This window comes from Mesorhizobium delmotii (assembly GCF_900149755.1).
In the GTDB taxonomy this organism is placed as follows: Bacteria; Pseudomonadota; Alphaproteobacteria; order Rhizobiales; family Rhizobiaceae; genus Mesorhizobium; species Mesorhizobium delmotii.
Map to the genome: position 1 here is coordinate 239,611 of NZ_FUIG01000013.1, position 13,146 is coordinate 252,756.

11 protein-coding genes and 1 pseudogene are annotated in these 13,146 nt (G+C 63.7%); 6 read left to right on the top strand and 6 right to left on the bottom strand.

Annotation, left to right across the window (positions count from 1 at the left end):
• The first annotated feature begins 14 nt into the window (after positions 1-14).
• The 5 genes from BQ8482_RS02580 to BQ8482_RS02600 are packed head-to-tail and all read left to right on the top strand — an operon-like array spanning position 15 to position 6,408.
• The gene (locus BQ8482_RS02580; RefSeq protein ID WP_123146146.1) at positions 15-2,954 is read left to right on the top strand and encodes a molybdopterin-dependent oxidoreductase; all 2,940 of its coding nucleotides are present in this window, start codon (positions 15-17) and stop codon (positions 2,952-2,954) included.
• Complete coding sequence (locus tag BQ8482_RS02585; RefSeq protein ID WP_123146147.1) at positions 2,951-4,492, top strand: 6-hydroxynicotinate reductase; 1,542 nt, start codon at positions 2,951-2,953, stop codon at positions 4,490-4,492. The genes BQ8482_RS02580 and BQ8482_RS02585 overlap by 4 nt, the downstream gene beginning before the upstream one ends.
• On the top strand, positions 4,492-5,373 hold the full coding sequence (locus tag BQ8482_RS02590; RefSeq protein ID WP_123146148.1) for a UPF0280 family protein: 882 nt from the start codon (positions 4,492-4,494) through the stop codon (positions 5,371-5,373). The genes BQ8482_RS02585 and BQ8482_RS02590 overlap by 1 nt, the downstream gene beginning before the upstream one ends.
• The gene (locus tag BQ8482_RS02595) at positions 5,366-5,950 is read left to right on the top strand and encodes an amino acid synthesis family protein (protein WP_123146149.1); all 585 of its coding nucleotides are present in this window, start codon (positions 5,366-5,368) and stop codon (positions 5,948-5,950) included. The genes BQ8482_RS02590 and BQ8482_RS02595 overlap by 8 nt, the downstream gene beginning before the upstream one ends.
• Entirely contained in the window at positions 5,947-6,408 is a 462-nt protein-coding gene (locus BQ8482_RS02600) for a MarR family winged helix-turn-helix transcriptional regulator (RefSeq protein ID WP_095491183.1), read from the top strand. Before BQ8482_RS02595 ends, BQ8482_RS02600 begins: the two co-directional genes overlap by 4 nt.
• A 295-nt stretch (positions 6,409-6,703) precedes the next feature.
• On the opposite strand, the pseudogene BQ8482_RS02605 reads toward BQ8482_RS02600, so the two are convergent.
• From BQ8482_RS02605 to BQ8482_RS02625, 5 genes and pseudogenes are all read right to left on the bottom strand, one after another.
• A pseudogene (locus BQ8482_RS02605) lies at positions 6,704-7,393 on the bottom strand (substrate-binding domain-containing protein); the annotation flags it as partial.
• A 141-nt stretch (positions 7,394-7,534) separates the two neighbouring features.
• Positions 7,535-8,536: an LLM class flavin-dependent oxidoreductase gene (locus BQ8482_RS02610; protein ID WP_123146150.1), complete on the bottom strand. Its 1,002-nt coding sequence runs from the start codon at positions 8,534-8,536 to the stop codon at positions 7,535-7,537.
• A gap of 6 nt (positions 8,537-8,542) precedes the next feature.
• The gene (locus BQ8482_RS02615) at positions 8,543-9,370 is read right to left on the bottom strand and encodes an arylamine N-acetyltransferase family protein (protein ID WP_123147325.1); all 828 of its coding nucleotides are present in this window, start codon (positions 9,368-9,370) and stop codon (positions 8,543-8,545) included.
• Positions 9,371-9,408: 38 nt separating this feature from the next.
• A complete protein-coding gene (locus tag BQ8482_RS02620; RefSeq protein ID WP_123146151.1) occupies positions 9,409-10,605 on the bottom strand; it encodes an AI-2E family transporter in 1,197 nt (398 codons plus the stop codon).
• A gap of 222 nt (positions 10,606-10,827) precedes the next feature.
• Entirely contained in the window at positions 10,828-11,889 is a 1,062-nt protein-coding gene (locus BQ8482_RS02625; RefSeq protein WP_123146152.1) for an LLM class flavin-dependent oxidoreductase, read from the bottom strand.
• A 231-nt stretch (positions 11,890-12,120) separates the two neighbouring features.
• Here BQ8482_RS02625 and BQ8482_RS02630 point away from each other — a divergent pair, with 231 nt between their 5' ends.
• The gene (locus BQ8482_RS02630; protein ID WP_123146153.1) at positions 12,121-12,549 is read left to right on the top strand and encodes a DUF6481 family protein; all 429 of its coding nucleotides are present in this window, start codon (positions 12,121-12,123) and stop codon (positions 12,547-12,549) included.
• Positions 12,550-12,636: 87 nt separating this feature from the next.
• Here the strand turns inward: BQ8482_RS02630 and sugE are convergent, their stop codons facing one another.
• The gene (sugE, locus tag BQ8482_RS02635; RefSeq protein WP_123147326.1) at positions 12,637-12,951 is read right to left on the bottom strand and encodes a quaternary ammonium compound efflux SMR transporter SugE; all 315 of its coding nucleotides are present in this window, start codon (positions 12,949-12,951) and stop codon (positions 12,637-12,639) included.
• Between the last annotated feature and the right edge of the window lie 195 nt (positions 12,952-13,146).

Sequence of the window (13,146 nt, forward strand, 5' to 3'; positions counted from 1 at the left end):
AAGCTCAGCCTGGCATGAGCATGGCTCAGCCTGGCATGAGCATGGAACGCGTCGACATCGCCTTCGAGGTCAACGGCGTCGCCGTTTCTGTCTGCGTGCCGCCGGTTCGGCGTCTCTCTTCGGTGCTGCGCGACGAATTGTGCCTGACCGGCACCAAGATCGGCTGCGACGCCGGCGACTGCGGCGCCTGCACGGTGCTCGTCGACGGCGAACCCGTCTGCGCCTGCCTCATGTCAGCGGCTTCTGCGGCTGGTACCATGGTGACGACGGTCGAGGGTCTCGCCAACGGCAGATTGTCGGCGCTGCAAGCCTCGTTTCTCGACCATGGCGCGGCGCAATGCGGCATCTGCACCCCCGGCCTGCTAATCGCGGCGACAGCACTTCTGGAGAGGACGCCCAACCCAACCGAGGCCGAAACCCAGGATGCGTTGGGCGGCGTCCTCTGCCGCTGCACCGGCTACCGCAAGATCATCGCTGCGGTGATGAATGCTGGACGGTTCGCGAGCGAACTCTCGACCGACAGCGCTGCCCCTCATCCGCCTGCCGGCACCTTCTCGCCGTATAGTGACGGGGAGAAGGGACAAGCTCCAGCGCCGGCGTCCCCCTCTCCACGTCTTTCACGGGGAGAGGGTGAGGGTGAGGGGCAGCACCAACTTCAGCGGCTGGATCTCGACCTTGACCGCAGAATGCCAATCTCAGGCCACGCCGTCGGTTCCTCTCCGATCAGGCTCGACGGCCTGCCGAAAGTTACCGGCGGCGAAAAATTCGGCGGCGATTCCTTTCCGGCCGATGCACTGGCGGTGCTGGTGGTTCGCTCGCCGCATTATCACGTCCGCTTCGCCTTCGGCGATCTCGACGCCTGGGTGAAAGTCCATCCCGGCATCGTCGGCGTCTTCACCGCCGCTGACATTCCGGGAAAGAACTGCTTCGGCGTCATTGCGCCTTTTGCCGACCAGCCGGCGCTGGCTGAAAATTTTTCGCGCTTTCGTGGCGAGGCGGTGGCGCTGGTTGCCGGCGAGCGCGAGGCCATCCTCGATCTCGATCTTACGGATTTTCCTGTTCGTTGGACCGAGTTGCCGCATGTCCTGCAGTCTTGCGAGGCGCAGGCCGGCGGCGTGCAGCTGATCCACGAGAACCGACCGGCAAACCTGCTCACATCAGGCTTTGTCGAGCGCGGTGACCCGGAGGCCGCCCTTGCCGGCGCTGCCTTCATCGTTTCGGGCGCCATCGACACGTCCTATGTCGAGCACGCTTACATCGAGCCTGAGGCCGGCTATGCCTATATGGACGACGGCACGCTCGTCGTCGTCGCCTGCACGCAGGCGCCCTACATGGACCGCGACGACGTGGCCAAGGTGCTTGGCCTTGCTGTCGACAAGGTGCGTATCGTGCCGACCGCCACCGGCGGCGGCTTCGGCTCCAAGCTTGACGTTTCGTTGCAGCCGCTGATCGGCCTGGTCGCGATGAAGACCGGGCGGCCGGCGGCACTCGCTTATACCCGTCATGAGTCGATGGTCTCGACCACCAAGCGTCATCCCGCCGAAATGAAGGCGACGATCGGCGCCGATGCCGATGGCCGCGTCACCGGCATGGTCTTCGCAGGCGATTTCAACACCGGCGCCTATGCGAGTTGGGGACCGACCGTCGCCAACCGCGTGCCGGTGCATGCCTCCGGTCCCTATGCGACGCCGAATTATCGGGCCGAGGGCCGCGCCATTCACACAAATGGCCCGATCTCCGGCGCCTTCCGCGGTTTCGGCGTGCCGCAGGCGACGATCATGCAGGAAACGCTCTATGACGAGCTGGCCGAAAAGCTTGGGCTGGACCGGCTCGATTTCCGTTTGAAAAACTGTCTACGAAACGGCTCCGAAACGGTTACCGGCCAGAGGCTGGAATCGGGCGTCGGCATCACCGACTGCCTCGAAGCGCTGCGGCCGCATTGGACGCGCGCACTTGTCGATGCGGATGTGTTCAATAGTGCCAATGACAGCAGGAAACGCGGCGTCGGTGTCGCCTCCTGCTGGTATGGCTGCGGCAACACCTCGCTGCCCAATCCGTCGACCATCAAGATCGGCGTCTCCGCCTCTGGCGATGTCGTCCTGCATCAGGGTGCGGTCGACATCGGGCAAGGCTCGAACACGGTCATTGCCCAGATCTGCGCCGACGCGGTCGGCCTGCCGCTGGAAAAATTCCGGCTGAAAGGCGCCGACACGGCGATCACGCCGGACGCCGGCAAGACATCGGCTTCGCGCCAGACCTTCGTGACCGGCAAGGCCGCCGAAAAGGCCGGCCGCGCCTTGCGCGAGACTATGCTGCGCTTCGCCAATGTGTCGGAGAAAGCGGCGATCGCTCTCGATGGCACAAGCCTGGTCATCCGCGAGGGCGAAGCGACACGGCATATCGATTTGTCCACGCTGAAGGCCGATGCCGACGGCTTGGTCTTTCGCGCCGAGGAAAGCTATGACCCGCCGACCCTGCCGCTCGACGCCAAGGGCCAGGGCAAGCCCTATGCCGTTTATGGCTACGGAGCGCAGATCGCCGAACTGGAGGTTGACCTCAAGCTCGGCACGGTGGAGATGATCAAGATCACCGCAGCGCATGATGTCGGCAAGGCGATCAATCCGCTGCTCGCCGAAGGCCAGATCGAGGGCGGCATCGCGCAAGGCATCGGCATGGCGCTGATGGAGGAGTACATCCCCGGCCGCACCGAGAATTTGCACGATTACCTGATCCCGACGATCGGCGACGTGCCGCCGATCGAGACCATCCTGATCGAAGTTCCGGATCCGGAAGGACCCTTTGGCGCCAAGGGCTTGGGCGAACATGTGCTGATCCCGACGGCTCCGGCGATCCTCAATGCCATCCGCCATGCCACCGGCGTCCTGGTCACCAAAATTCCCGCGACGCCGAGCCGCATCCGCGCCGCGATACGCGACAAGGAGGCACGCCGATGAGCGAGCTTGCCGAACGCTTCGAGACGCATGATCCCGGCGAGAAGCAGGTGGCGGAAAAAATCCGCTGCGATGCCTGCCCGGTCATGTGCTACATATCAGATGGCCGCACCGGCGCCTGTGATCGCTACGGCAACGTCGGCGGCAGGATCGTGCGGATGGATCCGCTGACCATCCTCGACCACGCGACCGAGGCCGGCGGCGCGGTCGTGCCGTTTGTCGCCGAGGGCGAAGAATGGGACGGCAAACTGGTCAACACCGGCCGCCGCTTCGTCACCGCGATCGGCGCCGGCACCACCTATCCCGACTACAAGCCGGCGCCTTTCATCGTCAGCCAGGAGGTCGAAGGCGTCGATCTCGTCACCGTCGTCACCGAGGGCATCTTCTCCTACTGCGGCGTCAAGGTGAAGATCGATACCGACCGTCATATCGGCCCCGAAACGGCGACGGTCCGCTCGGCGGGCGAGGCGATCGGCCATGTCACGACAGGCGAATATGGTTCGCAGATGCTGTCGCTGGGCGGCGTGCATCATCTGACCGGCGGTTCGAAAGCCGAAGGCCGCGCCACCTGCGATGCGCTGCTCAATCTATGCAATCGCAAGCCGGTCGAACTCACCATCGACGGCGGCTCTGTGGTCATCGTCGAAGCCGGCAAGCCGCCGGTCATCGACGGCAAGCTCGAACATCGGATGCGCGTCGGCTGCGGCTCTGCCACCATCGGCATGTTCGCCACCCAGTGGCGCGGCCTAGTCGACGAGGTGGTGGTGGTCGACGACCACATCACCGGCGTCGTCTCCGAGCATCAGGCGGGCAAGGTGCTCGGCTGGCAGGACACGGGGATAAAAATCGTCGGCCGCCGTTCGACGCCGGGCCGCTATTTCAAGGTGTCAGAGCCCGGTCTCGGCTGGGGCGGCACCAGTATTTCCGACCCGCTGTCGATCCTTGGCGAATGGAACGCGAAGAAAGGCGCGCGTCCCGGCCTGTCGCTGCTGATGGTCTCGACCACCGGCGAGCAGTTCGCCTATTACGAGCTCGACGACGCGTTGAAGCCGGTGCAGAAACCATTCCCCGAGCGGCTGCAGAAATCCGTCGGCCTGATCGAGGAGAATTGCGAGCCGGCGCTATGCACCGTGCTGTTCGTCGGCGGTGCCGGCGGCTCGCTGCGCGCCGGCGTCACCGAGAACCCGGTCAATCTGACCCGCTCGGTGCAGGGCCTGACGACTTATGTGACGGTCGGCGGCGCGCCGGTCTATGTCTGGCCGGGCGGCGGCATCACGCTGATGGTCGATGTCACCCGCGTGCCGGAAGGCGCCTTCGGCTATGTGCCGACGCCGGCGCTGGTGGCGCCGATCGAGTTCACCCTGCGCCGCGACGATTATATCAGGCTCGGCGGCTACGAAGCCGAGATCCGCAGCGTTGACGACATTCTGGCCAAAGGCGGCGAGTATCTCAACCCGCGCCACGGCACGGCTGCGCCGGCCCGCAATCCGTGGCCGCCGCTGGCGCAGTTGCGGCGTGCAGCGGGCAACGGAGCCAAGTGATGAACGGGCCGCAGGCACATTGGCTTGAGGACGGCAGGCGGCTGCATCTCAATCATGGCCCGATCGACCTGATCATCGAGGCATTTGGCGATGCGGACGAATGCCGCGCCGCCTATGGCCAGGCGGTGGCGCGGTTTCAAACAATCCTGCAGGAGCTCGTCGACGAATTGCCAGAACTGCGCCGCCCGGCCTCGTCGCGACCACGGGCTTTCGCTGGCCCGACGGCGCGACGCATGGAGTCGGCGGTTGTTCCGCTGGCGAAACAATTCATCACGCCGATGGCCGCGGTCGCCGGTTCGGTAGCCGACGAAATGCTTGGTGCGGTGCTGGCCGGCCGCCGGCTCGATCGCGCCTACGTCAACAATGGCGGCGACAGCGCGATCCATCTCGGCAACGGCCGGTCCATGACCGTCGCCATTGCCGGGACGGGCCATGGACTGGCAGACCGGATCACGATCCGTGCCGAAGACGGGATCCGCGGCATCGCGACAAGCGGCTGGCGCGGCCGTTCCTTTTCGCTCGGCATCGCCGACGCCGTCACCGTGCTGGCGCGGACCGGTGCTGAAGCCGATGCCGCCGCGACCCTGATCGCCAACGCCGTCGACCTGCCCGGTCATGGCGCCATCGAGCGCATGCCGGCGCGCGATCTGGCGCCCGACAGCGACCTTGGCGATCGATTGGTCACCCAAGCCGTCGGCGCGCTTTCATCAGGCGAAATCGCCGCGGCGCTGGACCGTGGGATCGCCGTCGCCGAAGAGTTTCGGCGACATGGCCTGATTGCCGCTTCAGCCCTGTTCCTTGCCGGTCAGGCACGGATCGCCGGTCACATGGCGCTCGTTGCGCCCAACGAGAAATCAAGGAAGGAAATTGCCCATGCCTGAGTTTGCGATCCGCAAGATTGCGGTGCTGACGGAGGAGATATTTCATGAGGGCGGGCCGGTGGCGAAGGTGCCGCGCCGTCGCGCCGCCGCCATGGCGGTGGTGAACAACCCATTCGCCGGCCGTTACGTGGAAGACCTCCAGAGCGCCATGGGCGATCTGAAGCCGCTCGGGCTGCTGCTCTCCGACAAGCTGATTGCCGCATTGGGTGGCGACGTGAAACAGATCGACGGCTATGGCAAGGGCGCCATCGTCGGTATCGCCGGCGAGCTGGAGCATGGCGCCCTGTGGCATGTGCCTGGCGGCTATGCCATGCGCGAGCGGCTCGGCGACGCCAAGGCGATCGTGCCATCGGCAAAGAAGGTCGGCGCCTTCGGCTCGCGGCTCGACGTGCCGCTCGGCCATATCAACGCCGCCTATGTGCGCAGTCATTTCGATGCCATGGAGGTCGGCATTAGCGACGGGCCTCGTCCCGACGAGATCCTGTTCTGCCTCGCCATGACTTGCGGCCCGCGCGTGCACGACCGCATGGGCGGCCTCGCGGCAAAAGACATCAAGGCGTGGGACGGACTGCGGTGAGCGCCGAAGACATCAAGCTCAAGCTGGTCGAGGCGGAGGAGCCTGACGAAAACGATTACCGCTTGCAGGAGCAGGTCGGCTTCATCCTGCGCAAGGCGCACCAGCGCCATGTCTCGATCTTCGCCGCGCACATTGCCGACCTGACACCGCCGCAATTCGCCGCCCTGGCCAAATTGCACGATGTCGGCGAGACCTCGCAGAACCAGCTTGGCAGCCTGATCGCGATGGACGCGGCGACGGTGAAAGGCGTCATCGACCGGCTCAAGGCGCGCGGCCTGGTCGAGCTTTCCAAGCATGAGGTCGACAAAAGGCGCCTGCTGGTCAATCTGACCGCTGAAGGCCGCAATGCCGTCGAGCGGCTGATCCCGATCGCCCGCGAGATCACCGAGGAAACGCTGGCGCCGCTTTCGGCCAAGGAGGCCGCGATTTTCATGAGGCTTTTGGCCAAGCTGGCGTGAGCGCGGCCTTGGTCACCCTAGGCCGTAAGAGTCCGCATTTCGGATACTTGGCCGAGTGAACTTTGTTTGGTCTGCGCTGCCCCTCATTGCCCTGCCGGGCATTTCTCCCCGTACAGTGACGGGGAGAAAGACGCTGTCATCGACGGTTTCGCCAATCACCAGCGTTGCAAAAAGGGTGCCGGCGCCGCGGCCAGTCCCTTCTCCCCGTCACTATACGGGGAGAAGGTGCCGGCAGGCGGATGAGGGGCGGCGCCAGACTTTGTTGATCGGGCTACCCCACCCTCGGCGACATGCATCAGAGCCCGTGCTCCTTCAGGATCTGGGCGGCATTTTCCTTGGTGATCTTCTGCGTCGGCAGCGTGATGGTCTTTTCGACCTTCTCGCCGTTCAGAAACTTGATCGCCTGCCGCAGCCCTTCGGCACCCGGTGTCACATGGGTGAACGTCGCCGTCAGCTCACCATTGGCAACAAGCTGCACGCCTTCATTGGGCAGGCCGTCGATGCCGATGAACTTGATGTCCTTCTCGCGGCCGACATCCTTGGCGGCAAGATAGGCGCCGTAGGCCATCGGATCGTTGTGACCATAGACGAGGTCGATCTTCTCGTTGTTGCGCAGTGCCGTGGCCATGATGTTGTAGGCTGCCTGGTCCTGCTTCCAGTCGCCCGACTGCTGGTCGAGCAGGTACTTGATGTCCGGCTCCTTGTCGGTGAATTCATGGAAGCCTTCATGGCGGTCATGTGCCGGCTGGGTGCCCATGCCGCCCCAGATCTCGACGACGTTGCGGGAGGCCTTGCCCTTGCCGCCGAGCAACTCGACGGCGTATTCACCGGCAGCCCGGCCGATCAGCTTGTTGTCGCCGCCGACGAACTGCGTGTAGTCCTTGGTCTCGACGTTGCGGTCGAGCACGAAGACCGGGATCTTGGCGTCGATCGCCTGCTGCACGACGCCGGTCAACCCGGCGGATTCCTTCGGTGACACCAGCAGACCGGCGGATCGGCTATATCTCCGGCTCGTTCGACATCTCGCCCATGCATGACCGCATGACAGGGTATCGCGAGGCAGGGGCTTGAACCGAGGGTGCGCAGCGGTTTTGGGATAACAACATGCATCAAATAAGAAAGACCATCAGGCCGCTTCCGACAGCGATTTGTGAATGTCGGCCAGGATCTCGAACGACCGCACCCGCGCTGCGTGGTCGAAAATCTGCGCGGTGACCATCAGCTCGTCGGCGCCGGTGCGCTGAACGAACGCCTCGATGCCTTGCCTGACTGTGTCCGGGGCGCCGACGACGGCGCAGGACAGCGCCTGGCCAAGCATGGTTTTGGCCATCGGGTCGAGGTCGCGCTCATATCCCTCGACCGGCGGCGGCAGTCGGCCGGGCCGGCCGGTTCGCAGATTGACGAAGGCCTGCTGCAGCGAAGTGAACAACAGCCGCGCCTCGGCGTCGGAGGGCGCCGCGAACACGTTGAGACCGAGCATGACATAGGGCTTGTCGAGCTGTTTCGACGGCTGGAAGCGCGAGCGATAGAACTCCAGTGCGTGGTCGAGTTCGGCCGGTGCGAAATGCGAGGCGAAGGCGTAGGGCAGGCCGAGCATGGCTGCGAGCTGCGCGCCATAGAGGCTCGAGCCCAGAATCCAGATCGGCACCTGCTCGCCCTCGCCGGGCACGGCTCGGATACGCTGACCGTCTTCGGCCGGCTGGAAATAGCCCATCAGCTCGACGACATCCTGCGGAAAACTGTCGGCGCCGGCCTCGATGTTGCGGCGCAGCGCGCGCGCCGTGCCCATGTCAGTGCCCGGCGCCCGGCCGAGGCCGAGGTCGATGCGGCCGGGATGCAACGCCGCCAGGGTGCCGAACTGCTCGGCGATGACCAGCGGCGAATGGTTGGGCAGCATGATTCCGCCGGCGCCGACGCGTATCGTCCTGGTACCGCCGGCGACATGGGCAATGGCGACGGAGGTGGCGGCGCTGGCGATGCCCGGCATGTTGTGATGCTCGGCCAGCCAGTAGCGCTTGTAGCCCAGCCGCTCGGCATGGCGGGCAAGATCGAGCGAATTGGCGAGTGATTGCGAAGCGTTGCTGCCTTCGACGATTGGCGACAGGTCGAGAACGGAAAGAGCGGTCATGGTATCTTAGGCCTCCAGGATTTTCTTCTGTCGCGCCATGGCCTCGAAGGCTGCACGGTCGGGAATGGCGATTTCGAGCGGGCCTTCCAGCACGTCGGCGAGTTCGGCGGCTGTCGCTATCTCGATCTGCTCGGTACGGCCGCCGAGATGATGCGTCGACAGCCGGTTGTTGCGGAGCGCATAACGGCGGCCCGGCAAGGCTCGTGCCGCGATTACGGAGGAAAGGAAGTGCGAGGTTGGGTGGGTCGATAGGAAATGGTTGCTGACCGAATAGTCGACCTCATAGTTCTGCTGCATGTCGAAGCGGTAAATTGTCCGCCAATCGCCGCCGACATTGGCCTGCAGCCGAAAATGATCGCCTGTCGCAACCATGCGGAATGTCTCATGTGGGGTCTTTTGCTCGAGACCCGGTCGAAGCAGGAGCGGCGCTGTCAGCGTCAGTCCGCCGAAGCCGACATCGGCAATGTAGGTTCGGCCGTCGAGTTCGACGCGCAGCAACATATGGCTCCGTGCGGTTATGGCATCATCGGGCTGGCCCCAAAGAACGCGTGCGGCAAGGCCGCTGACGACGAAGCCAAGCGCCTTCAGCACATGCATGAAAATGAGATTGTGCTCGAAGCAATAGCCGCCGCGACCCCGAGCGACGATCTTTTCCTGCAGCGAGGCGAGATCTAGACGAACCGTATGGCCTAGAAACGGATCGAGATTTTCGAACGGGATTGCCTGCGGGTGCAAGAGATGGAGCGACTTCAGCGTTTCCAGCGAAGCGTCTCTCAAGCCGGTGTATCCGATGCGGGCGAAATAGGCGTCGATGTCGAAGGAGATATCGGTCATGGAAGGGAGCCCGGCTTTGACCGGCTCGATATAGGCATTCAATCCGGGCGCCGCAAACGCCGCGCGCCGGTTTGCGCTGCAGCGCTGTCCATCTCCTCGATGAGTTCTTCTTCAACCACCGCCGTATGCTGCGCCGCCAGGAAATTGCCGACATGGCTGAGGCCGTCGAAATGATCGCAGAACACCTTGATGACGACCAGCAGCGGCACCGCCATCAGCGCGCCGACGAAACCCCACAGCCAGGACCAGAAGGCAATTGCAATGAGGATCGCCACGGCGTTGATCTCTAGGCGCCGGCCAACCACCGTCGGCGTCACGAATTGGCCTTCGACGGTATCGCACAACAGCACGAAGGCCGGCGCCAGCAGCGCGTTGGAGATGCTGTCGAAGCTGATAAGCGCGATGATCGTGACAAGCGTGATTGTAATCAGCGCCCCGATATAGGGCAGGAAATTGAGCAGAGCCGCTGCCGCGCCCCAGACCTGCGGGTTGGGCATGCCGAGTGCCCAGAGGCCGAGTCCGATGACCACGCCCAGGCATGTATTGATGACGGCGACGGTAAGCAGGTAGTGCGAGATTTCACGTTCGACGTCATAGACGACGCGCAGTGCCCGCTTCTTTTCGCTGAGACTGGGGAAGGATTCGACGATCTTCTCATAGAACATCGTGCCGGAGGCGAGCAGGAACAGCGACAGGACGAAGACGATGATGAGGCTGGTGCCCGCCGACAGCAAATTGCTGGCAGCTTGTGGGAGAAGGCCGGATTGCGCCATGGCTACCCTCTGGACGCCCGGCCCTTGGGAGGTCTGCGTCAGTCCCTCTATCTGCCGCGAAATCTCCATGATCCTTTCGAAAGGACGCCGCAGTTGCGCGAGACGTTCGGTCAGCTGCTGGCCAATCACCGAGGTGTTATTGATGAGGTCGATGACCGGGCCGCTGAGCAGATAGCCGGCCACGGCAAGGGTGCTGACCGACAGCACCACCAGCAGTGTCGCCGATATCACATTGGGCATGCCGTGTTTGCGCAGGAAGCGGACGATCGGCGTCAGCGTCAGCGCCAGCAGGAAGGCCAGGATGACCGGCATGAAGAAGGCACGGGCGAAGGAGAGCGCGTAGATCGCCATAAGGATGAAGATGCCGACGAGCAGCGAACGAATCAGGTGCATGTCCGCACGCGCCTCGACGCGCGGATCCGGGCTCTCTGCGGCGCCCGAAGCGGCGGGTTCGGCTTTCATTCTGGCCCTCGGCGGCACACTGCGATTGGTGTACGCTGTTGGCGGAAACGTCTTTGCGGCTTCAAGGTTCCGTTAGAGCGACGTGCGTCCGCTTGGACGCACAAAGTACGCTCTAACACTTTTGAATCTACGCCTCGTGCTTTCCGAAAATCGATTCCGATTGCGGGCCGATGCGTTAGCCGGCGCTGACGATGACGTTAGCCCTACGATCTTGCCGGCGAATCAGGCGGCTGGCGCAGCCACGGCGGGAATGGCCTTCGCCGTTTCCTTGCGCACGATCGGCGCCACCTTGGTGCCGTAGAGTTCGATCGCCTTCATGACCGTGGCGTGCGCCATGGTGCCGATTGCCATTTGCAGCAGGAAGCGGTCGTTGCCGAATATCCTGTGCTGGGCAACGATCTTTTCGGCCACCTGTTCTGGATTGCCGACGAACAGCGCGCCGCTCGGGCCGCGCGACTGGTCGAAATGTGCTCTCGACGTCGGACCCCAGCCGCGCTCGCGGCCGATGCGGTTCATCACCTCGGCCTGTGGCCCATAAAAATCGTCAGCCGCCTGGTCGGTGGTCTCGGCGATGAACCCGTGGACATTGAGGCTGGTGGCGAGATCAGCCGGATCGTTGCCGGCCCGTTTGGCCGCCTCCCTGTAGATGTCGAACAGCGGCGCGAACCGCGCCGGCTCGCCGCCGATGATAGCCAGCGCCAGCGGCAGGCCGAGTGCGCCGGCCCGCGCGGCGGACTGCGGCGTGCCGCCAATGGCGATCCAGATCGGCAATCTGTCCTGGAACGGGCGGGGGTAGACGCCGCGATCGTTGATCGGAGCGCGCAGCCTGCCCGACCAGCTCACCTTGACGCTGTCGCGTATCGCAAGCAGCAGGTCGAGCTTTTCGGCAAAGAGCTCATCATAATCTTCGAGATTGTAGCCGAACAGCGGAAAGGATTCGATGAACGAGCCGCGCCCGGCCATGATCTCGGCCCGGCCGCTTGACAGAAGGTCGAGCGTCGCGAACTGCTGGAAGACACGAACCGGATCGTCGGAGGAAAGCACGGTGACCGCGCTGGTCAGCTTTATACGCCTGGTGCGTTCGGCCGCTGCGGCCAGGGCCACGACCGGCGCTGAAGCCGCATAATCGGGACGGTGATGCTCGCCCAGCCCAAACACGTCGAGGCCGACCTGGTCGGCCAGCTCGATCTCCTCGATCAGGTTGCGCAGCCGCTCATGCGCACCGATGGCACCGGGACCCGGCTCCGGGCTGACGTCGGCGAAGGTGTAGAGACCGAGTTCCATCATCTGTCATCCTGGCGTTTTGTTTTTCGCGCTACAGGTAGCGACCAGTCCGCCGCGCCGCCAGAGGGCCGGATGGTGAACAGTGCATGTCCGTTTCAGCAGAATTCAGCCGAAAAGGCGTCTCCCGGCTGCAACAGCTCAGAATTTCATGGCTGGCATACCGTTTTGGCGCTTGAACTCTGGGTTTTCACGCGTATGTAAGCCTCGCAAATTGACTCCAGGGAAGTGGACTTGGCTATCTATAGGGAAAAAGACGTTTTCGAGCGGCGCAATGCCGCGAACGAGGCAAAGAAGGCGCTTCTCGCGCGCTTCAAGGCAAAGCCGGCAGCAGACGATCCAGCGGTGCTGGCACGACAGGCCGAACGCAAGGCAATCATCGAAGCTCGTGCGATACGCGAGGCCGAAAAGGCCAGGCTGAAGCAAGAAAAGCTGGCGCGCGAAGCCGCCGAAAAGGCCGAGCGCGAAGCTGCTGCCGAAGCAGCGCGTATTGCTGCGGAAGAAGCGGCGCAGGCGGAAGCGAAGATCCGGGAAGCCGAAGAGAACGAGCGCATCGCTCGTTTGCTTGCCGACGAGGCCGAGCGCAAGGCCAAGCGCGACGCGCGCTATGCGGCGCGCAAGCAGCGCACCGGCAGGACGCCTCCGGGCTTTTCAGCTCGCTAGCTCTCCTACAGCGCGATTTCACGAATCAAATTCAGGGCCGCCTTGCAGCGGCCCTGAAGGCGTTTGTGCTGCGGCCTTGCTGCAAAACTAGGCCGCGAGTTTCAATCCCATGATGCCGCAGACGATGAGTGCGATGCAGGCCAGCCTGATCGCGGTCGCAGGCTCGCCGAGCAGCCAGATGCCAAGCAGCGCCGTGCCGACGGTGCCGATGCCGGTCCACACAGCATAGGCCGTGCCGACCGGCAGCATCTTCAGTGCCAGTCCGAGCAAGGCAAGACTGACGACCATCGAGACAACCGTCAGGACAGTCGGCAGCGGCTTCGAAAAGCCATCAGTGTATTTGAGGCCGATCGCCCAGCCGATCTCGAACAGGCCAGCGAAGAAGAGAAGAATCCACGACATCGGAACGCTCCATTGGATTGCGGGTCGTCCCGGTCTTTTCGGAAAGCGCGAAGTCGTCTTCGCTGCATTGATCGCGAAGTCGCCTTCGCTGCATTGATATGGAAATTTCGGGTGCCCAATCAACAGCAGCGCCGACGGCATTTCAGGACCAATCGCTGGATGTCGATTGGTCCTGAAATGCCGTCGGTCATGACC